Origin of the sequence: Streptomyces sp. NRRL B-1347 (genome assembly GCF_000720325.1) — a bacterium.
Lineage (GTDB): Bacteria > Actinomycetota > Actinomycetes > Streptomycetales > Streptomycetaceae > Streptomyces.
Window position 1 is genome coordinate 34803 of the sequence record NZ_JOJM01000055.1, and the last position, 20260, is coordinate 55062.

The following is a 20260-nucleotide window of genomic DNA, read 5'->3' on the forward strand; positions in this document are numbered from 1 at the left end:
GCTGCCGCCCCTCGGGCCCCCGCCTCGTCGGCGCTCCGCGCCTTGTCCTCACACGCCGGACGGGCTGGTTTCCTCCCGGCTCCCGGCGCGACTGAAGGTGCGGCTCGTCGGCACCAGGGCCGCTGCCGCCGGGGCCGCGAAGCACAGGATCGCGCAGGCCGCGAGGACGGGGCGGGGGCCGAACGCGTCGATGGCCGGGGCGATCAGGGCCAGGCCCGCGGGTGCGAGGCCGTAGGACAGCATGAAGTCCAGGGACGACACCCGCGCCAGCTTGTCGGGCGCGACCTCGCGCTGCGTGGCCGTGAACCACGGCACGTTGAAGAGTTCGATGCCGACCCCGGCCACCGCGTACGCCGCGACGACGAGGGCCCAGTGCACCGGCAGGAGCAGGCTGAGCGGCGCGAAGCCGTAGAGGGCGAGGCCCGCGAGGGCGGTCCAGCCCTGGGCACGCGGCCGCCAGCGGGCGACGACCAGGGCGCCGCCGAGCGCCCCGAGCGTGTACGCGGTCATGGCGGCGGCGAGCACCACCCCCGTGTCGTACTTGTCGCGGCTGACCAGCGGAAGCGCCACCCCGGTCGCCGAGTAGCCGGTGGCGATGACGGTGGTCAGGGCCCCGAGTCCGGCGAGGAACCAGGGGTGGCGCCGCGCCTCCCGCAGCCCTTCGCCGAACTCCGCGAGGAAGGAGGGGCGTTCACCGGCCGCGACGGGGGCCGCCCCGTCCGTCCGGCCCGGTCCCGGCACGAGGGCCGCCACCAGCCACAGCAGCCCGATGCCGAGCAGCAGCGTCCAGGTGTCGAGGAGCACGGCGAGCAGCGCGGTGAGCGAGGGTCCCGCGAGCGTGGTGGCCCGTACGGACAGGGTCATCGCGGCGTTGGCGGCCTGGCGCCTGTCCTCGTCGACGACCTCGGCGGTCAGCGCCTGGAAGGCGGGGCGGCACGCGCCCTGCCCGGCGCCCGCGACCACGGCCGCGCCGAGCATCAGGGGGAGCGAGCGGCCGAGGCCGAGCGCGAGCAGGGGCGTCGCGGCCGCGGCGGCGAGGCCCGCCCAGAGCACGACGCCGCGCCGCGAGTACCGGTCGGCGAGGACGCCGCCGACGGCGACGGCGACGAGGAAGCCCGCGGTGCGGGCGGCGAGCAGCAGGCCGAGCGTCGCCGCGCCTATGGTGCGGTCGAGGACGGCGAGCCCGAGGACGAAGGGCAGCGCCCAGGTGGCGAGCCCGGACGCGGTGGTGCCCGACCAGAGCCGCAGGAAGGCGGGGTCCCGCAGGACGCTCCGCGTGGGGGCCGCGCTCCCTTCCGCGCCCTCGGGGTGCCCGGCTGCTTGCGTTGGCGTGGTCGCCACGTGACGTACTCCTCTGCTGTCGTCCGCGCGGACCGCGCGGTTCGAAATCGTTATGCGGTCTCGCGGAAGCACCCAAGTCCCCCGCTGTGCAAGGACGTTGCGACCCGCTCACGGACGGCCGCCCTCCGGCGGATGCCACCCCGAGAGCCTTTACTGAAAATGATTACCATTACAGTACCCTTGTCGCGTCCCCACCCACACCGGAGGTCCCATGCGTCCGCGTCACCCCGCCCGCCTCGGCACGGCCGTCCTCGCCCTGTCCCTCACGGCCGTCGGCTGCGCCTCCGGCGGCAGCGAATCGTCGGACGGCAAGGCGGCCGCCGCCCGGAAGACGACCGTCACGAGCTGCGGGAAGAAGCTGGGCTTCGACGGTCCGCCGAAGCGCGCCGTCGCCCTCGACCAGTCCTCCACCGAGGTGCTGCTCGCGCTCGGGCTCCAGGACCGCATGGCCGGTACGTCCAACCTCAAGACGAAGATCGCGCCGGAGTACAGGGCCGCGTACGACGGCGTGAAGGTGCTCAGCCCGAAGATCCTCACGAGCGAGCAGCTGCGCGCCGCGACCCCCGACCTCGCCGTCGGCGGCTTCGCCGACTACTTCACCAAGGACCGCGTCGGCACCCGCGAGGAGCTGGCGGGGCTCGGGCTCCCGTCGTTCGTGAGCGCCGTGGACTGCCCGAAGCAGAACACCGTGGACGGCAGGGCCCGCACGCCCTTCGAGCTGCTCTTCAAGGACTACGCCGACCTCGGGAAGGTCTTCGGCGTCGAGAAGCGCGCCCGCGAGCTCGTCAAGGAGCAGCGGGCCACGCTCACCGAGGCGGCGAAGACCAAGAAGCGGGTCGATGGCGAGCCCAGCGTGGTGTGGCTGTACTCGGTGTACGGCGACACCCCGTACGTGGCGGGCAGATCGGCGATGCCCAGCGAGATGAGCCGCGTCGTCGGCGCGAAGAACGCCTTCGACGACGTCGACGAGGACTGGCCGCAGGTCAGCTGGGAGGAAGTCGCCAAGCGCAAGCCCGACTTCATCGTGCTCGGCGATCTGTCGGAGCGCGGCAAGCCGGGCGACAGCGCCGAGGACAAACTGAAGGCGGTCCGCGCCAACCCGGTGATGGCGAAGCTGCCCGCCGTGCGGGAGAAGCGCTTCATCGAGATCCCCGGTACGGAGATGGACCCCTCGGTCCGCACGATCAGCGCCCTGCCGCGCCTCGTCACGGGGATGGAGGACCTCGGGTATGTCCGCTAGCCCGGCTCCGGCGGGCCCGGCCGGCATACCGGCGCCGCCGGGCGGCGGCGTGCCGGACCTGCTGCATCCGTCGGCGCGCGGGGCGGCGGCCCCGGCCCCCGCCGCCCCCGCGGCCGCCCGCGCCGCCCCGCGCGGGCCTGCCGCGCACGCCGGGCTCTTCCTCCTGGCCGCGCTCGCCCTCCTCGGGTCCGCCGCCGTGTCCGTGCGCATCGGCACCACGGACGTCTCGTACGGGGACATCGCCCGCAGCGCCGGGTTCCATCTGGGCTTCGGCACCGACCCCGCGGCGCCGCTCGTGGACTCGCTGATCTGGGAGCTGCGGGTGCCGCGCGTCCTGATGGCGGCCCTGGTCGGCGCCGCGCTCGCGGTGTGCGGCGCCGCGCTCCAGGCGGTCACGCGCAACGCGCTCGCCGACCCCTATCTGCTCGGCATCTCGTCGGGCGCCTCGACCGGCGCGGTCACCGTCGTGGTGCTCGGCGTCGGGTCGGCCTCGCTCGGCGTGACGGGCGGCGCGTTCGTGGGCGCCATGGTGTCGTTCGCGCTCCTGATGCTGCTGCTGCGGCGCACCGGCCTCGACTCGGTGCGGATCGTCCTGACGGGTGTGGTGGTGTCGCAGCTGTTCACGGCCCTCACCTCGCTCGTCCTGATGGCGTCGGGCGACGCGGAGATGATCCGGGCGATCACGCAGTGGCTGCTCGGCTCGATGGCGCCCGCGCGCTGGGACGCGGTGGCCGTGACGGCCGCCGTGACGGCGGTGGGGCTGCTCGTCCTGTGGCTCAACTCGGCCGCCCTCGACGGCTTCTCGTTCGGCGCGGACACCGCGTCGTCGCTCGGTGTCGACGTGCGCACGACGCGCTGGCTGCTGCTCGTCGTGACGTCCCTGATGACGTCGGTGGCCGTCGCGTCCGTGGGCGCGATCGGCTTCGTCGGCCTGATCGTGCCGCACGGCGTACGGTTCCTCGTCGGGCCCGGGCACCGGGTGCTGCTTCCGCTCTCGGCCCTGGTGGGCGCCGTGTTCCTGGTGTGGACGGACGCGCTCGCGCGGGTCGCGTTCACGCCGCAGGAGGTGCCCGTCGGCGTGTTCACCGCGCTGCTCGGCGTACCCCTGTTCCTGCTCGTCCTGCGCGGGCGGGGGGAGCTGTGAGGATCACCGCGGAGAACGTGAGCTGGGCGGTCGGGGGCAGGAACGTCGTCGACGGCGTGTCCCTGGAGGTCGCGCCCGGCGAGACCGTCGGCCTGATCGGGCCCAACGGATCCGGCAAGTCCTCCCTGTTGCGGTGTCTGGCCGGGCTGCGGGCGCCCACGTCGGGCGTCGTCCGCTACGACCGGGAGCCGATCCACGCCTGGAGCGCCCGGCGCGTGGCCCGGCGCGTCGCCTTCGTGGAGCAGGCCGCCGACACAGAGAGCGAGCTGCGGGTCGTGGACGTGGTGAGCCTGGGCCGGACGCCGTTCGGCGACCGGTGGCGCGGGTTCGACGCGCGCGACCGGGCCGTCGTCGACGCCGCCCTGGCCCGGCTCGGCCTGACCGACCTGCGCGAGCGCGCCTGGAAGGCCCTGTCCGGCGGCGAGCGGCAGCGCGCCCACATCGCCCGGGCGCTCGCGCAGCAGCCGTACGCGATCCTGCTCGACGAGCCGACCAACCACCTCGACGTGAAGCACCAGTTGGAGCTGCTCGCCCTGCTCGCGGGCACCGACCAGACCGTCCTGGTCGCGCTGCACGACCTGTCGCTCGCCGCCCGCCACTGCGACCGGCTGCTCCTGCTGCACGGCGGGCGCCTCGTCGCCGCCGGGCCGCCGAAGGACGTCCTGACGCCCGAGCTGCTCGCGGAGGTCTTCGAGGTCGACGCCGAGACGGGCCCGGACGCCCTCGGCCACCTCGCGGTCAGCTACCGCGGACCCCTCCCCCGCCCCCGCGCGGACTTCGACACCCCTAAGGAAAAGGACAGTTGATGGACACCCAGGCCACCGGACCCGATCTGCTGCGGCAGCTGCCGCCGCCCCTGCCCGCCGAACGGATCGTCGCCCTCAACCAGCCGAAGGGGAACCTGCACACCACGCGCGCGTACGAGTGGAACGGCTGGACCTTCGACGTGCCGCCGGGCGTCTTCCTGCCCGGCGCGACCAGCCGGACGATCCACGAGCGGATCCTCGACGGCCGCATAGAGACCCGCGGCCTGCGCTACGGCGAGTGGGGTATCCCCTGTTCGAGCGAAGCCGAGAACTTGGGGAAGGGGGCGGGGCTCGGCGTCGAGGCCGTCGCCGCCGGGGTGCGCGGGGCGCGTGAGATCTACGCGATGGACGTGCACGCCACCAGCGTCGCCACCGCGGCCCGGCACTACGCCCGCCTGGTCGGACCCCGGGACGGCACCGCGTTCCTGCCCGCCGCGGGCGACCTCTTCGACGGGCTTCCGCCCGGCACGCGGCTCGACGTCGTCACCTTCAACCCGCCCGCCGTCAGCCGGCCGGTGAGCGAGGACCCCGACGTCGTGCGCAACACGTGCGTCGGCTCGCCCCTGCTCGCGCGGTTCTTCACCCAGCTCGCCGAGCGGGAGCTGCTCGCGCCGGACGGCGTGGCGTACGTGATCGCGTCGAACACCGCCGATCTGCGCCGCATCGTCCAGGACGCCCAGGACCGGGGCTTCACACCGCGGATCGACTCCGTGCGCGACTGGCGCGACGGCGTCCTCACCTTCCTGTTCGCGTTCACCCATGGAGGCCGGGCATGAAGCGCCCCGAGAACGTCACCGAACTGCTCGACGCCGTCCTCGCGGGCGAGCTGGGGCCCGACCCGGCGGAGCTCACGGCCACCAGCGTGTTCTGGGTCCACCACGGCACGCGCCTGGCCGGGGGCGACGTCACCTACCTCAACCAGTACGTGCTCGTCCGCGTCGGCGGGGCCTTCGGCGGCTGCGCCTTCGAGGCGGGCGAGATCGACCCGGCGGTCTGCCGCGACGCGTCGGGCAGTTCGCTCGCCGCGCTCCTCAAGGACGCGCCGACGCCGCTGCGCACGGCCGCCCTCGACGCCTACCTGGGCGCCGTCGCACCGCACCGGGAGGCGCCCGGTGCCGAGCCGGTGACGCTGCCCGCGGGGCCGCCCGAGGTGCGCGCGGTGGCCCGGGACACGGCCATCGCGGGCCTGCTCGACATCGAGCGGGGCGCCAAGGTGGCCCTGATCGGCGTCGTCAACCCGCTCGTCGCGGCCATCCGCGAGCGCGGCGGCGACCCGCTGCCCTGCGACTTCAACCTGCGCACGACGCAGTGGGGCGACCCCGTGAGCCGCGACATGCACGAGGTGCTCGACGCCGCCGACGCCGTCGTCGCCACCGGCATGACGCTGTCCAACGGCAGCTTCGACACGATCCTCGCGCGCTGCCGCGAGCGGGGCGTCCCACTGGTCGTCTACGCGCAGTCCGGCAGCGCGGTCGCGCGGGCCTTCCTGGGCGCGGGGGTGGCCGCGCTGTCCGCGGAGCCGTTCCCGTTCTCGCAGTTCAGCGCCGAGCCGACGGTCCTGTACCGGTACCGGGCCGCGCCGGGCGCCGAGGGTGGGGCGTGAGGGCCGGGACCGGCCGTGCCGCCTGCCACCACGGCGAGATCCTCCAGGGCGTGTTCCTCGACGAGCGCGGGCGGCGCGTCGCGGGCCTGGTCACGCTGCCGCTCGCCGGGCTCGGCACCCGCGCGGAGTTCACCCGCCGCCACGACACCGAGGACGTGACGGTGGTCCCGGCCGACCGGACCAAGGCGCTGCGCGCCGCCACGTACGCCCTCGCCGAGTGCGCGACGCACAGCCAAGTACCCCTGTGCGGCGGTGAATTGCGGCTCCACGGGGACATCCCCGTCGGTCTCGGCATGGGCTCGTCCAGCAGTGACGTGATCGCGGCCGTGCGCGCGGTCGCCGACGCGTTCGGGGTGCGCCTCGCGCCGGAGGCGGTCGCGCGGCTCGCGGTGCGCGCCGAGCGCGCGTCGGACCCGCTGATGCTGGACGGCCGCGCCCTGCTGTTCGCCCAGCGCGAGGGCCGCGTCCTGGAGGACCTCGGCGCGGCGCTGCCGCCCGCGGTCGTCGTCGGCTGCGCGCTCGGCGGCGGCAGGCCGGTGGACACCCTCGCGCTGCCCGCCCCCGCCGACGCGGACGCCGCCGACGTGCCCGGCTACGAGCACCTTCGGGACCTGTTGCGCCGCGCCGTCGCCGCCGCCGATCCCGTGCTGCTCGGCCACGTCGCCACCGAGAGCGCGCGGCTTCGCCAACGCGTCCTGCCGCACGCGGAGTTCACCGAGCTCACCGCAGTCGCGGGCCGCGTCGGCGCGGTCGGCGTGCAGATCGCCCACAGCGGCAGCGTGGCGGGCCTGCTCTTCGACCCCGCGGCGCAGGACCTGCGCGGCCGGGTGCGCGGCTGCCGCCGGGCCCTGGCGGCCGCGGGCATCCCCACCACCCACACCTTCCACACCACCGCCACCACGCGTGCGACCACGAGCGAGGAGCCCCCGCATGGACGAGCACATCGCGGAAGCGATCGGCCGCCCCGACCTGATACGTGTAGCCGACGGGTTCATCTGCCTGCGCTTTGAGACCATGAAGGTGGTGTCGGCCCTCGCGGCCGTGCGCCACCTCCTGGACACCGGCGCGGTGCGCCGCGGCGACACGCTGCTCGACAGTTCGAGCGGCATCTACGCCTACGCGCTCGCCCTCGCCTGCCACCGCTACGGCATGGGCTGCCACATCGTCGGCTCCACCACCGTCGACCGCACCCTGCGCACCCAACTGGCCGTGCTCGGCGCCCGCGTGGAGCAGATGCCGCCGAGCGACGACCTCAAGCTGGACCAGAAGCGGCGCGTCGCCCGCGTCCAGGAGATCCTGCGCGCACACCCCGAGTACTTCTGGATGCGGCAGTACCACGACGACATCCACTACCTCGGCTACGAGGCGATCGCGGACCGCGTCTGCGAGGAGACCGGCGCCGACGGCGGCCTGAACCTCGTCGGCGGCGTCGGCTCCGGCGCCTCGACCGGTGCCCTGGCCCGCTACTGCCGGGCCCGCCGCCCGGACGTGCGGCTCGTGGGCGTGCAGCCCTTCGGCAGCGTCACCTTCGGCAGCGAGCACGTCGCCGACCCGGAGATCATCATCGCCGGGATCGGCAGCTCCATCCCGTTCGCCAACGTCTCCCACGCGGCGTACGACACCGTGCACTGGCTGTCCTTCGACACCGCGCTCGCCGGGAGCGTGGACCTGCTGCGGCGGCACGCGCTCTTCGCGGGCCTGTCCACCGGCGCCGCGTACGCGGCGGCGCGCTGGGAGCACGCCCAGGACCCCGGCCGCACCACCGTGTTCATCGCCGCCGACACCGGCCACCGCTACGTGGACACGGTCTTCGCCCGGCACGCGCAGGCGGCCCCGCTGGCGTCCCTCGCGCCGCGCACCGTCACGTCCCCGGACGAACTCGCGCTGCCCTGGGCACGGATGGAGTGGTCCGGCGCGGCGGCCCCGGCCCCCGCCCTGCCGGGAACAGAGTCCGCGCGGGCGCCGTTGCAGCGGACGTAGAGATCGTTTCGGGCCGGGGGGGCGTGGTGGAGCACGAGGAGGGCGACGTCACCGCGTACGCCGTGGACGCCGTGCGGCGGCTCGTCGCCGTGGACGCGGCGCACGGCGCCCGCGCCGCCGTGCCGCTGGTGCGCGCGGCCCTGAGGGGCCTGCCCGACACGGCGGGGCGCGCGGACAGCGACCGCGTCGCCGCCCTCGCCGAGCTGTACGAGGTCGCCGGGTGGATCCTGTTCGACGCGGGCCACTACCGGCGGGCGCACCGGCTCAACGCCCGCGCGCTCGCCCTCGCGGAGCGGTGCGGCGACCGCTGGACGGCCCGGCTCACGCTCCTGAACGACAGCATGCTCCTGGCCCACACCGGGCGCCCCCGCGCCGCGCTCGCCGCCGCCGCCCGCGCGCGGGGGCCGCGGCCGCTGCCGCCGCGCGTGGCGAGCCTCGTCCTGATCCGCGAGGCGCACGCGACCGCGCTGCTCGGCGCCCGCAGCGAGCCGCGCGCGCTCCTCGCCGGGGCCCGGAGCCTGTTCCTCGACGGCGTCTCGCGGCACGACCCGCCGTGGACGTGGTGGCTCGACGAGTGGGAGCTGCTCGGCCACCGCGGCTGGGTCCTCGCCCGGCTCGGCCACACCGACCGGGCCCTGCCCGCGCTGCACCGCGCCGCCACCGCGCCCGGCCCCTCCTACCGGCACCTGTTCACCGCCCAGCTGCTCGCGGCCCTGGTCCGGGCCGGGGCCTGGCGGGACGCGGAGCGGCTCGTCGCGGACCTCGCGCCGCGCGCCCGCGGCATCGGCTCCGCGCGCACCACCGAGGTCCTCGGGCGGATCGCGCGCCATCTGCGGGCGCCGGGCACCGCGCCCCTGGCCCTGCGCGACGCCGCCGTGTTCCTCCTGGAGTCGCTGCACGCTACCGGTCCTGCTCGTCGTCCATGAGGCCGAGGTCGGGCGGCACCAGCGTCGTGGACTCCACCAGACCCTTGAGCAGGTTGTGCAGCAGACTGTTGTCGGACGGGCGTCCCACCGACGTGTCGTGCAGGAGCGGGTACGGAAAGCCGCTGTCGTGCAGCCTGCGCCGCACGGCCTCGATCCGGTACTCGATCCTGCGCTCCCCCCAGTGCTCGTCGGGGCGCAGATAGGCGAGCTGCTTGGCCGCCCTGGGGTACGTGAGCGGGCGCGGGCCCTCCTCGTACAGCAGGTACTCCTGGCCGAGGACGACGAGCAGCAGCCGCTCCTCGTCGGACAGCGGCCACCGCTTGGGCGGCACGGTGCCGTCGCGGCGGCGGCAGACCGGGCCCAGGTCGTCGTGGCCCGTGACGTACAGCTCGACCAGGTGCTCGCGGTAGCCGGAGCCGCGCACGAACAGCGGGGTGTAGCCCGGCGCGAGCGGCACCGGCTCGGTGCTGGTGTGCATCATCCGGCCGCGCGGCAGGCGCAGCAGCTGCTGCCCGGTGTTGCGCAGCCACCAGCTGCGGTCGCGGTACGTCAGTTCGCCGTGGCGGCGGCTCACCATCAGGTCGTGCTCGCCGACGCCGAGGTCGACGTCGGGCTCGTCGCCGCGCCCGAACCGCACGGTCAGGCCGGGCCGCGGCGGGGCCTGGAGGTCACCGGTGACGGTGCGCGCGTGCAGGGTGCCCGGCGGCGCGGGCGCGACGCCGCGCGCAAGGCTCGCAGGACCGTTCATGAGCGCCTCCTCCTTGACCGCGGTGCCCGCCAGTGTGCTCCGCCGGATACGGGACCCGTCCCGGGAGCGCCCCTAAGGGGCGCGGGGAACTGCGCGACCAGCCACAGACGGCCCGCAGAAGAAGCGTTCAGCGAACCTCGGCGACCGCCGCCGCGGCCAAGCGCAGCGCAAGACGGCGCAGCCGATCCTGGGAGGGGTCGCCGCCGACGGTGACATTGAGGGTCTCGACGGCCCGCCCGCCGTCGCCGTCACCGCCGCCGCCATGGGCACGGTGCACCACGCGGACGCGGCACGTCCGCGGCCCCTCCGCGCCCGGCTCGACGACGGCGCGCCGCCCGCCGACACGGGTGAGCGTCCCGTCGCCCGCGTCCGGCGACGGGCCCTGGTCGAAGCGGAGTTCCAGCCAGAGGTCGCTGGTGGTGCTCGCCCACTCGCAGTCCCAGTTGCCGAAGCCGACGTCGGGGTCGCGGGCGTCGACGCCGGGGATGGCTTCGAGGGCCCGGGCGTCCAGGAGCGCGCAGGCGTCCTCGTGGACGAGGGAGCCGGGCGCGGCCTCGGGGCGGCGGGCGAGCGGCCCGTCGTTGAGCCGCCGCACGGCCACGCGGGTGGCGGCGTCGGCCATGGCGCACAGCCGCGCCGCGCCGCCGCGGGCGTCCGGCGCGGCGGACCCGCCGTCCTCCACGACGATGGTGACGTGCGCGTCGCGGTCGGTGGCCGGGAGCATCGTACGGACGCACTCGTCGCTGTCGCCCGACTCCTTGACGACGGCCACGCGGCCCTCGGTGCGGTGGGGCTGCGGGAGCCCGGAGCCGCCGCCCGTGTCGAAGTGGAACTGGACGTCCACGGGGTCGTCGCCGCCGGTGTCCACGAGGATGTCGCAGCGGTCGAAGTTGCCGTAGTGCCGGTCGAGTTCGGGCTCGCCGAAGCGCTTCAGGGCGGCCGGGTCCGCGAGCGCGCACGGGTCGAGGGTGCGGTGGTCGCCGAGGACCGGGGCCGTCCTCCGCCCGTCGCCACCGTCGCCGCCGTCACCGCCGTCCGGCCACAGCGGCGGCAGCCACACGGCGGCGGCGAGCGTCACCACGGCGACGGCCGCCACGATCACGAACTGCCGTGACCTGCCGGGCAGGACGATCCGGCCGGAGCTCTCGCTGTCCTGGCCGACCCCTTCGCCCTCGCCGTCGCCCCCCATGTCCCCGCGCGGCAGCGGCTCCTGGGGGCCCGCGATCCGGGCGAGGAGCCGGCCCGCCTCGGCGGCGGCGGGCCGGTTCTTCGGCGCGGGGTCGAGCATCGCGGGAAGGAGGTCACCGAGCGGGCCGAGGCCGGGGTCGAGGGCGACCTCGCCGCGTTCGGCCTGCCGCTCGGCGACGAACGGGTCGACGTCGCCGCCGGTGTGCGGGCGCGGCGGGCGGCCGGTGACCAGGGTGTGCAGCAGGGCGGCGAGGGAGAAGACGTCCGAGGCCGGTTCGGGGCGGCCCCGGACGACTTCGGGGGCGGCGTAGTCGGGGGTGTAGCTGAGCGTGCCGGGCGGGGTGATGGTCTCCTGCCCGCCGACCCGGTAGGCGGCGCCGAAGTCCGCGAGTTTGGCGAGGCCTTCGGGCGTGGTGACGACGTTGCCGGGCTTCACGTCGCCGTGCACGATGCCCTCGGCGTGCAGCGCGGCGAGCGCGGCCGCGACCTGGGCGCCGACGCGTGCGGCCCGCGGCGGCGCGAGCGGCGGCCGGTCCGCGAGGCTGCCCCCGGACACGTACTCCATGACCAGCCAGGACGCGGTCCTGCGGCGCGGCAGGGAGAAGCCGCCTTCGGGCAGCGTGAGCACGTCGTGCAGAGTGACGACATGGGGGTGGCTGAAGCGCGCGAGGGCGCGCGCCTCGGCTTCGATGCGGTCGAACTCCCGGCGGTCGGACCGGGTGCCGCGCCGGTCACGCCGCCGCAGCCGCTTGAGGATGACCTGGCGGGGCAGCCGCTGGTCGCGGGCGATCCACACCTCGCCCATGCCCCCGTGGAAGGGGCCGCGCACCAGTCGGTAGCGCCCGCCGACCGTCGTGCCCCGGCGCACCCCTGCTCCCCTCAGCCGTGGTCCGGACTCCGCCGCCCGTCGCTGTCGGCCACGCGACAACCGAACCTACTGCGTGCGCGCGGCACGCCACAGGGCCTTCACGGGATGTCCGCGCACTGCCCCCGCGGCGCGCGGGGGCGGCGGACGGCGGGGGCGGCGACGGCGCGCGGCGCCTCAGCCCGGCTCCGCCGCCGGCTCCCGGTGGTCGAAGGCGATCAGCGGGTCGCCGGTCAGCGGATGGTCGACGACGGCCGCGCGGACGCCGAACACCTCGGCGAGCAGCGCGGGCGTGAGCACCTCGCGCGGCGGCCCGGAGGCGACGACGCGCCCGCCGTGCAGCACGTGCAGGCGGTCGCAGACCGACGCGGCCGCGTTGAGGTCGTGCAGGGACACCAGCGTGGTGCGCCCCTTGCCGCGCAGCAGCGCGAGCAGTTCCACCTGGTGGCGCACGTCGAGGTGGTTGGTCGGCTCGTCCAGTACGAGGACGTCGGGGGCCTGGGCGAAGGCGCGGGCCAGCAGGACGCGTTGGCGCTCGCCGCCGGACAGGGCCGCGAAGCGGCGCCCGGCCGCTTCGGCCATGCCGACCTCGGCGAGGGCGTGCGCGACGGTGTCCCGGTCGGCGGCGTCGTCCCCGGCGAAGGCCCGCTTGTAGGGGGTGCGTCCCATGGCGACGACCTCGCGCACGGTCAGCTCGACGTCCGCGCCCCGCTCCTGCGGGAGGGCGGCGACGTGCCGGGCCGATCGGGCGGGGGTCAGCTCGCGCAGATCGGTGCCGGACAGGAGCACCCGGCCCGCCACGGGCCGCAGATGGCGGTAGACGGTGCGCAGGAGCGTCGACTTGCCGCTGCCGTTCGGGCCGACGAGCCCGGTGATCTGCCCCTCGGCGGCGACGAGGTGCGCGCCCGCGACGACGGTGCGCCCGGCGTAGGCGACGGACAGGTCCTCGATGTCAACGCGCACCGGTCGCTCCCCTCGCGTCCGTCTCCCGTACGTCTGCTGCGGTTTCGCCACGGCACACGGTCAACTCCCGTCCTTGAGGCGCCGGTCGAGCAGGAACAGCAGTGCCGGGGCGCCGATCAGCGAGGTGACGACGCCGACGGGCAGCTCCTGCGCGTCCATGGCGGTCCGGCACACGATGTCGACGACGACCATGAGGACGGCCCCGCCGAGCGCGGACAGCGGCAGCAGCCTGCGGTGGTCGTCGCCCACGAGGAGGCGACAGGTGTGCGGCACCATCAGGGCGACGAAGGCGATCGCCCCGGACACCGCCACCAGGGAGCCGGTCAGGACGCTCGTCACGACGAACAGCTCCCGGCGCAGGCGTCCCACGCCGACGCCGAGCCCGGCGGCCGTCTCGTCGCCCATCAGGAGTGCGTTGAGGCTCCTGGCCCGCGCCTGGAGCAGTACCAGGGCGGCGGGAACGGTCACCGCGGGCACGGCGATCAGCTGCCACGTGGCTCCGCTGAGGCTGCCCATGAGCCAGAAGAGCACGCTGTGCGTCTGCTGTTCGTCCCCGGCCTGGAGCACCAGGTAGCTGGTGAAGCCGGAGAGGAACTGGCCGATCGCGACCCCGGCGAGCACGAGCCGCAGCGGCGCGAAGCCGCCGCCGCGCCGGGCCACGGCCCACACCAGGGCGAAGGTCACCAGGGCACCGGCGAACGCGGCGCCGGAGAGCCCGAGCGCGCTGCCCGCGCCCGCCCCTAGGACGATCGCGGCGACGGCCCCGAGGGAGGCGCCGTTGGAGACCCCCAGCAGATACGGGTCGGCCAGCGGGTTGCGGACGAGCGCCTGCACGGCCGTGCCGACCAGGCCGAGCCCGGCACCGACGAGGGCGGCGAGCAGGGCGCGCGGCACCCGCAGCTGCCACACGATGAGGTCGCTGGTCCCGGGCCGGGGCGCGGCGCCGGTCAGCCTGCGCGCGACGACGCCCCACACCTCGCCGGGCGGCAGCGACGTCGAGCCCCAGGACACGGCCGCCGTGAGCGCCGCGAGGAGCAGCAGGGCGAGGCCCGCGGCGACGGGCCCGGCGGGCAGCACCCGCGCGTCGCCGTCGGCGCGGCCCGCCCGCTTCGCCCCGGTGCGCGGCCACGCCACGGCTAGCGGACCTTGCCGGGGTGGAGGGTCTTGGCGATGCGCACCACGGTGTCGGCGTTGGAGACGCCGGCGATGGTCGTGGCCTCGGACCCGATGCGCAGGAACCGCCCCTTCTTCACCGCGCGCAGGCCCTTGGTGGCCGGGTTGGTCTCCAGCCACTTCCGGGCCTCGTCGAAGGCCTTCTGGTTGGCCGCGGCGCTGCCCCGGTTGCGGACGCCGAGCTGGATCCAGTCCGGGTTCTTGGAGACCACGTCCTCCCAGCCGACCTGCTTGAACGCGCCGTCGCAGGACGCGAAGACGTTCCGGGCGCCCGCGAGGGTGATCACCGCGTGGGCGATCTGGCGGTTGCAGACGGCGGTGGGCTGCTTGGTCCCCGCGTCGTAGTCGAAGAAGAAGTAGGTGGGCCGCTTCCGCTCGGGGACGCCGTCCACCGCCTTGCGGACGGCGGCCAGCTTCGTCCGCATGCCGTCGACGAGTTCCGCCGCGGTGCTCCGGTTGCCGGTGACGGCGCCGAGCGAGGTGATGTCCCGTTCGACGGCGGACAGGTCGGTCACGGGGCCCTTGCGGTCCTGCGCGCAGGCGGTGGACTTCAGGTAGATGTGCTTCATGCCGACCGCCTCGTACTCCTCGGGGGTCGGGGTGTCGCCCATGCCGCCGCCCATGCCGCCCATGGAGGCGAAGCTGTCGATGTACAGCTCGGCGCCGGAGCCGAGCAGCTTCTCCTTGGGGATCACGGACCGGCTGAGCACCCGCACGTCGTCCGCCTGCTTCCCGAGCGCCCCCGGCAGCGTGCCCTTGCCGGGCGGGAAGCCGGTGCCCGCCACCCGGTCCCCGGCGCCGAGCCTGAGCAGCAGCTCCAGGGCGGCCGCGTTGCTGGTCACGATCTTCTCGGGGGCGGCGGAGAAGCTGGTCGCGTTCCCTTCGCAGTCGGTGACCCGCACCGGGAACCCCGCGGCCGCGCCGTCCCGCGCGGAGCCGTCCGCGCCGTCGCCGCCACCGCCGCAGCCCGACACAAGGAGACCGCACACCACGGCCGCCGCACCCCACCCCGTACGAGTACGCATCGCTGTTCTCCTGAACCCACTTCGAGGCCGGGCCTCTCGCACCGGCGGCCCAGGAGTCGTGCCGGGGGCCCGCCGGGTTCCCGGCGCCTGGACGCGGCCGCGGACGACCGCCCCGCACGGGCCGCGAAACCCCCGAAGCCGCCCGCCCCGCAAGGCCTTTGCGCACCCACTGAAAATGTTATTCCTGCTACAATTCAGCGAAAATTCGGACCAGAGTCTGGGGAGGACTCCGATGGCCGATGAAATACCCGCAGCAGAAAATGCCGAGACCGCGGTACTGGGTCCCGGCTGCTTTTGGTCCTTCGACGCGGTGATGCGTCGAACCCCCGGCGTGACGTCAAGTGTGGCGGGTTTCGCCGGAGATCACGGACCGCCGCCCGACTACGAGGCCTACGAGCGCCACGGACTCAATCCGCAGAAGTTCGTCGAGGCGGTGCGATTGACGTTCCAGCCGGAAAAGGTCTCCTTCGAGGACATACTCACCCTCTTCTTCCAGAGCCATGACCCGACCACGCCGAACCAGAGCGGAGCGGACCACGGCACGGTCTACCATTCGACGATCTTCTACGCCGACGAAGACCAGCGCGTACGTTCCGAACAGGTCATGAACCGGGTGCGGCAGGAACTGGGCCAGAGCATCGTGACCGATCTCCGGCCCTATCAGCAATTCGTCGAAGCCGACTCCGATCAGCAGGATTTCTACAACAAGAACCGCTACCAGCCGTACTGCCGCGCGGTCATCGAGCCGAAGCTCCGCAATCTCGGCATCGCCGTCGACTGAGGGACGCGAAGACCGCGTGCGGGAAGGCCCTGACCGGAGCGCCGGTCAGGGCCTTCAGGCCCGTGGGGGGTCCGTCACGCGAAGGCCGCCGTCCAGTCCACGGCGACGCCGTTCACATACGCCTCCGCGAGCGCGGCGAGGAACCGGGCGGCGCCGCCGTCCTCGTTGCGCAGCGTCGCCATGAGCACCGCCGAGCGGCCGAGTTCCTCCACGATGTCCTGCATGCCGACCGTCAGCACCGGCTGGGCGCTGCACTCGACGAAGACCGCGTGGTCGTCGGCGACCAGCGAGCGGACGGCGTCGTCGAACCTGACCGTCTGCCGCAGGTTCCGGTACCAGTACTCCGCGTCGAGGCCTTCGGTGTCCACGCGCCGCCCGGTCACCGTCGAGTAGAACGGCACCTCGCTCGCCACGGGCCGGACGTCCGCCGCCAGGCCGAGGAGGGTCTCCCGCAGGTCCTCCACATGCGGCGAGTGCGCGGCGAAGTCCACGCCCGGCACCCGCCAGCGCATCATCCGGGCCGCCCGAAGCGCGGCGCCGAAGTCGGCCATCGCGGTCACGTCGCCGGAGACCGTGAGGGTGGCCGGGCCGTTCACCGCGGCCACCGAGAGGGCGCCCTCCCAGTCGGCGAGCATCGCGCGCACCTGGTCGCCGGGGGCGAGCACGGTCAGCATCTCGCCCCGGCCGCGGATCTTCGTCAGGGCCTGGCTGCGCAGCGCGACGATCCGCGCGGCGTCGTCGAGGGACAGGGCGCCCGCGACGTGCGCGGCCGCGATCTCGCCCTGCGAGTGGCCGACCGCCGCGCCCGGCTCGACGCCGAAGCGGCGCCACAGCCGGGCGAGCGACACCATCATCGAGAACAGCACGGGCTGCACGACGTCCACCTGGTCGAGCGGCGGGGTGCCGGGCACGCCGCGCAGCACGTCCTCCAACGACCAGTTCAGATACGGCGACAGCGCCTTCTCGCAGTCCCGGATCGCGTCGGCGAACGCGGGCGACGCGTCGAGCAGCGCCACCGCCATGCCGGCCCACTGGGTGCCCTGACCGGGGAACACGAACACCGGCCGGGCGCCCCCTCCGGCCTGCCGGGGCGCCTGGCCGGTGATCACGTGCGGTGCGGGCCGCTCCTCGGCGAGCGCGCGCACCCCGTCGAGCAGTTCGGCGCGGCCGCGCCCGATGACCACGGCCCGGTGCTCGCCCGCGGCCCCGGCCGCCACGAGCGACCGGCCCACCTCGATGACGTGGGCGGCCCCGGCGGCGCCCGAGTCGAACCGGGCCAGGAGACGGGTGGCCTGGGCGCGCAGGCCCGCCGCACTGCGTCCGGACAGCACCCACGGCACCGTGCCGGTCACTGCGCCGATGCGAAGGTCTTGCGGGGCGGGCTTGGTCACGAGCACTCCTCGTCGCTGCCAATCGGTGGACCGCGCAGCGCAAGATATCCCGCACCCCCCGAACTGCCGCCCACCGCGCGGTAATTCCGCCGGTCAGAGGCGGTTACCAGGCGGTTACCCGCCGTGCCCGAATGCGCGTATAGGCTGCCCGCACCCAGTCGCGTCCGCTTTCCGTTAGGGAGGCTACTCGTTGTCAGGCTGCCCGACTCCGCAGGTCACTATTCCTGCGCGTCCCCAGATCACGTCCACCAGTTCCCTGCTGCATCTGCTGCGCCCCGCTGACGACTCCGTCCTCCATTTACCGGCGACGAATCCGCAGCTGGTCGAGGAGGTAGTCGCCCGCGTCGGTTCGGGTGCGACCGGCTGGGCGATCGAGAACAGCCGCCTGCTGCTTGCCGAACTCTCCGGAGAGCCGTTCGCCCGTTTCGATCAGAAGTCCCGCAGCGAAACCAGACTCGTCGAAGCGATAGCGCTCTGGGTGGTCCTGCGGCTCAGCGGCATAAGGTCCATCACCGGTGTCCTTTCCGCGGAACTCACCCACACCATCCGGGACCGCATCTCGGACAACACGACCGTCGACCACGTCCTCCGCTACGTCCGGGCCGCCCACGCGAGTTTCACCCGTGAGCTGTTCGAGTTCCGCGACGCCGTGATCCCCGCCGAGGACCAGGCGGCGATGATGCGGTCCATTTCCGCCGACCTCTTCGAGGGCATGGAGACGCTGTCCGCCGTGGTCGCCGAGAAGTTCGCCGCCGAACGCGACCGCTGGTTCGCCGGGTCCGTGGGCGAGCGCCTTGAGCTGGTGTCCTCGATCCTGAAGGGCAAGCCGGTCGACACCATGCGGGCGCTGCGCCAGCTGGGGTACGACCTGACGCTGCACCACGTGGCGCTCGTGCTGTGGCAGGACGAGATCACCCCGGACAGCAGCCGCGAGCTGGAGGCCACCGCGCTGCGCCTGCTCGACCAGGTCGGCTGCTCCTCGATGCTGATGCTCCCCGCGGGACCGGGGCGCCTGTGGGCGTGGGGCGGCCGCGCCACCGACCGCCCGGCCGAACTGCGGCGCTCCGGGGCGCCCGTGGACCTGCCCCCGCACATCCGCGTCGCCTCCGGGCTCCCGGGCGACGGCGTGGCCGGCTTCCAGCGCTCCCACGAGCAGGCCGTCACCGCGGAGCGGGTCGGCGGCATCATCGAGCCGGGCCCGTCCGGGCTCTGCGACTACGGCGACCTGGAGCCGGTGATCCTGCTCGGCAACGACGCCGAGGCCACCGCCGACTTCGTACGCCGCGAACTCGGTCCGCTGGCCGCCGACAACAGGTCCATGGCCGCGCTGCGGGAGACCGTGCGCTGTCTGCTGGACAACGAGCGCGGCGTCGCCATCACCGCCAAACACCTGCACATCGCGAAGAACACCGTGGTCTACCGGGTGAAGAAGGCGGAGCAACTCCTCGGGCGGTCCCTGCGCGAGGACCGCCTCCGCTTGCACCTCGCGCTGTACCTGGCGGGACGGCTCGGCACCTCGGTGCTCGCCGACCACGATCCCGCGTCCGGCCTTGAGAACTCGATTCGGGCGGTAGCCAAATGAGCGGTCAGCAGATGAACAAGGACGAGAAGCTCCTCGACTACCTCAAGTGGGTCACCGCCGACCTGCACAAGGCCCGGGCCCGGGTCGAGGAGCTGGAGTCGGGCCGCTCCGAGCCCATCGCCGTCGTCGGCATGGGCTGCCGCTACCCCGGCGGCGTGACGACGCCCGACGAGCTGTGGCGGGTGGCCGCCGACGGCGTCGACGCGATATCCGGCTTCCCCACCGACCGCGGCTGGGACGTGGACGACCTGTACGACCCGGACCCCGACGCGGCCGGCAAGGTCTCCGCGCGCGAGGGCGGCTTCCTCAGCGACGTGAAGGGCTTCGACGCGGCGTTCTTCGGGATCTCCCCGCGCGAGGCCCTCGCGATGGACCCGCAGCAGCGGCTGCTCCTGGAGACCGCGTGGGAGGCCGTCGAGCGGGCCCGCATCGACCCGCGCTCGCTGCGCGGCAGCGACACCGGCGTGTTCGTCGGCGTGATGTACACGGGCTACGCGTCCGAGGTCGACGCCTCGGCGGCGGGCACCGAGGGCTACATGATGACCGGGATGCTGACCAGCGTCGCCTCCGGCCGGATCTCCTACCTCCTCGGCCTCGAAGGGCCGACGGTCACCGTGGAGACGGCCTGCTCGTCGTCGCTGGTGTCGATCCACCAGGCCGTGACGGCGCTGCGCGGCGGCGAGTGCTCGCTCGCCCTCGCCGGCGGGGCGATGGTCCTGCCGGTCCCCGACCCCTTCGTGGAGTTCTCGCGGCAGCGCGGCCTCTCGCCGGACGGCCGCTGCAAGGCGTTCGCGGCCGCGGCGGACGGCACCGGCTTCTCCGAGGGCGTCGGCGTCCTGGCCCTCGCGCGGCTCTCCGAGGCCCGGCGGCGGGGCCTTCCGGTCCTCGCGGTGATCCGGGGCAGCGCGGTGAACTCCGACGGCGCCTCCAACGGCCTGACCGCGCCGAGCGGCCCGTCCCAGCAGCGCGTCATCCGCGCGGCCCTCGCCGCCGCCGGGCTCTCCCCCGCCGAGGTCGACGTCGTCGACGCGCACGGCACCGGCACGATGCTCGGCGACCCGATCGAGGCGCAGGCGCTGCTCGCCACCTACGGCCAGTCCCGGCCCGGCGACCAGCCGCTGCTGCTTGGCTCGTTGAAGTCGAACATCGGTCACACGCAGGCCGCCGCGGGGGTCGCGGGCGTCATCAAGATGGTCATGGCGATGCGCCACGGCGTCGTCCCGCGCACCCTCCACGTCGACGAGCCCACACCGGCCGTCGACTGGACGGCCGGTTCCATCGAGCTGGTCACCGAGGAACGCCCCTGGCCGAAGACCGGCCGCCCGCGCCGCGCCGCCGTCTCCTCCTTCGGCGTCAGCGGCACGAACGCCCACGTGGTCGTCGAACAGGCCCCGGCGGCAGAGCCCGTGGTGGAGGAGCGGTCGGGTTCGTTGCCGGTGGTGCCGGTGGTGGTGTCGGCGCGTTCGTCGGAGGCGTTGCGGGCGCAGGCGGAGCGGTTGGTGTC

The 20260-nt window shown here is 74.4% G+C and carries 18 protein-coding genes; 11 read left to right on the forward strand and 7 right to left on the reverse strand.

Going from position 1 to position 20260, the window contains the following annotated elements:
- Positions 1-48 precede the first annotated feature (48 nt).
- Complete coding sequence (locus IG74_RS0133410) at positions 49-1266, reverse strand: MFS transporter (protein ID WP_037826473.1); 1218 nt, start codon at positions 1264-1266, stop codon at positions 49-51.
- A gap of 286 nt (positions 1267-1552) precedes the next feature.
- Between IG74_RS0133410 and IG74_RS0133415 the strand changes: the two genes are divergently transcribed.
- Genes IG74_RS0133415 through IG74_RS0133450 form a run of 8 tightly spaced genes read left to right on the forward strand, consistent with a single transcriptional unit; the run spans position 1553 to position 9040 of the window.
- Positions 1553-2581 (forward strand): ABC transporter substrate-binding protein, encoded by a 1029-nt coding sequence (locus IG74_RS0133415; RefSeq protein WP_030684839.1) that lies wholly within the window; start codon positions 1553-1555, stop codon positions 2579-2581.
- Entirely contained in the window at positions 2571-3725 is a 1155-nt protein-coding gene (locus IG74_RS0133420; protein WP_078869238.1) for a FecCD family ABC transporter permease, read from the forward strand. Before IG74_RS0133415 ends, IG74_RS0133420 begins: the two co-directional genes overlap by 11 nt.
- Positions 3722-4531 (forward strand): ABC transporter ATP-binding protein, encoded by an 810-nt coding sequence (locus tag IG74_RS0133425; RefSeq protein ID WP_051855895.1) that lies wholly within the window; start codon positions 3722-3724, stop codon positions 4529-4531. Before IG74_RS0133420 ends, IG74_RS0133425 begins: the two co-directional genes overlap by 4 nt.
- Positions 4531-5307 carry a methyltransferase gene (locus IG74_RS0133430; protein WP_030684846.1) on the forward strand — a complete coding sequence of 259 codons (777 nt, stop codon included), beginning with the start codon at positions 4531-4533 and terminating at the stop codon, positions 5305-5307. The genes IG74_RS0133425 and IG74_RS0133430 overlap by 1 nt, the downstream gene beginning before the upstream one ends.
- On the forward strand, positions 5304-6134 hold the full coding sequence (locus IG74_RS0133435; protein WP_030684848.1) for a Rossmann-like domain-containing protein: 831 nt from the start codon (positions 5304-5306) through the stop codon (positions 6132-6134). Before IG74_RS0133430 ends, IG74_RS0133435 begins: the two co-directional genes overlap by 4 nt.
- Positions 6131-7144, forward strand: coding sequence for a GHMP kinase (locus IG74_RS0133440; RefSeq protein ID WP_030684850.1), 1014 nt, complete (start codon positions 6131-6133; stop codon positions 7142-7144). The genes IG74_RS0133435 and IG74_RS0133440 overlap by 4 nt, the downstream gene beginning before the upstream one ends.
- Complete coding sequence (locus IG74_RS0133445) at positions 7065-8114, forward strand: pyridoxal-phosphate dependent enzyme (RefSeq protein ID WP_030684852.1); 1050 nt, start codon at positions 7065-7067, stop codon at positions 8112-8114. Before IG74_RS0133440 ends, IG74_RS0133445 begins: the two co-directional genes overlap by 80 nt.
- Positions 8115-8140: 26 nt before the next feature.
- A complete protein-coding gene (locus IG74_RS0133450) occupies positions 8141-9040 on the forward strand; it encodes a DNA-binding protein (RefSeq protein ID WP_234334531.1) in 900 nt (299 codons plus the stop codon).
- On the opposite strand, the gene IG74_RS0133455 is transcribed toward IG74_RS0133450, so the two are convergent.
- The 5 genes from IG74_RS0133455 to IG74_RS0133475 form a co-directional block, all read right to left on the reverse strand.
- Positions 9015-9788 (reverse strand): FHA domain-containing protein, encoded by a 774-nt coding sequence (locus tag IG74_RS0133455; protein WP_030684857.1) that lies wholly within the window; start codon positions 9786-9788, stop codon positions 9015-9017. The genes IG74_RS0133450 and IG74_RS0133455 overlap by 26 nt on opposite strands.
- 127 nt (positions 9789-9915) lie before the next feature.
- On the reverse strand, positions 9916-11844 hold the full coding sequence (locus tag IG74_RS0133460; RefSeq protein WP_030684858.1) for a serine/threonine-protein kinase: 1929 nt from the start codon (positions 11842-11844) through the stop codon (positions 9916-9918).
- 174 nt (positions 11845-12018) lie between these two features.
- On the reverse strand, positions 12019-12804 hold the full coding sequence (locus IG74_RS0133465; protein ID WP_030684861.1) for an ABC transporter ATP-binding protein: 786 nt from the start codon (positions 12802-12804) through the stop codon (positions 12019-12021).
- Between the two features lie 60 nt (positions 12805-12864).
- Positions 12865-13938 carry a FecCD family ABC transporter permease gene (locus tag IG74_RS0133470; RefSeq protein WP_030684862.1) on the reverse strand — a complete coding sequence of 358 codons (1074 nt, stop codon included), beginning with the start codon at positions 13936-13938 and terminating at the stop codon, positions 12865-12867.
- Positions 13939-13940: 2 nt separating this feature from the next.
- The gene (locus IG74_RS0133475; protein WP_030684864.1) at positions 13941-15002 is read right to left on the reverse strand and encodes an ABC transporter substrate-binding protein; all 1062 of its coding nucleotides are present in this window, start codon (positions 15000-15002) and stop codon (positions 13941-13943) included.
- Between the two features lie 232 nt (positions 15003-15234).
- Between IG74_RS0133475 and msrA the strand changes: the two genes are divergently transcribed.
- Positions 15235-15783: a peptide-methionine (S)-S-oxide reductase MsrA gene (msrA, locus tag IG74_RS0133480; protein WP_030684866.1), complete on the forward strand. Its 549-nt coding sequence runs from the start codon at positions 15235-15237 to the stop codon at positions 15781-15783.
- 74 nt (positions 15784-15857) lie between these two features.
- On the opposite strand, the gene IG74_RS0133485 is transcribed toward msrA, so the two are convergent.
- A complete protein-coding gene (locus IG74_RS0133485; RefSeq protein ID WP_030684868.1) occupies positions 15858-17174 on the reverse strand; it encodes an acyltransferase domain-containing protein in 1317 nt (438 codons plus the stop codon).
- Positions 17175-17364: 190 nt separating this feature from the next.
- Between IG74_RS0133485 and IG74_RS46455 the strand changes: the two genes are divergently transcribed.
- Together IG74_RS46455 and IG74_RS0133495 are read left to right on the forward strand one after the other, a co-directional pair.
- On the forward strand, positions 17365-18756 hold the full coding sequence (locus IG74_RS46455) for a PucR family transcriptional regulator (RefSeq protein ID WP_158857866.1): 1392 nt from the start codon (positions 17365-17367) through the stop codon (positions 18754-18756).
- An 11-nt stretch (positions 18757-18767) separates the two neighbouring features.
- On the forward strand, positions 18768-20260 hold a 1493-nt coding region (locus tag IG74_RS0133495), incomplete at its 3' end, for a type I polyketide synthase (protein WP_030684873.1).

Bases quoted from the DNA above. Each gene is read 5' to 3' on its own strand.
- IG74_RS0133420 (WP_078869238.1), top strand. From the start codon at position 2,571: ATGTCCGCTAGCCCGGCTCCGGCGGGCCCGGCCGGCATACCGGCGCCG.
- IG74_RS0133415 (WP_030684839.1), top strand. From the start codon at position 1,553: ATGCGTCCGCGTCACCCCGCCCGCCTCGGCACGGCCGTCCTCGCCCTG.
- IG74_RS0133455 (WP_030684857.1), bottom strand. From the start codon at position 9,788: ATGAACGGTCCTGCGAGCCTTGCGCGCGGCGTCGCGCCCGCGCCGCCG.
- IG74_RS0133445 (WP_030684852.1), top strand. From the start codon at position 7,065: ATGGACGAGCACATCGCGGAAGCGATCGGCCGCCCCGACCTGATACGT.
- msrA (WP_030684866.1), top strand. From the start codon at position 15,235: ATGGCCGATGAAATACCCGCAGCAGAAAATGCCGAGACCGCGGTACTG.
- IG74_RS0133475 (WP_030684864.1), bottom strand. From the start codon at position 15,002: ATGCGTACTCGTACGGGGTGGGGTGCGGCGGCCGTGGTGTGCGGTCTC.
- IG74_RS0133430 (WP_030684846.1), top strand. From the start codon at position 4,531: ATGGACACCCAGGCCACCGGACCCGATCTGCTGCGGCAGCTGCCGCCG.
- IG74_RS0133435 (WP_030684848.1), top strand. From the start codon at position 5,304: ATGAAGCGCCCCGAGAACGTCACCGAACTGCTCGACGCCGTCCTCGCG.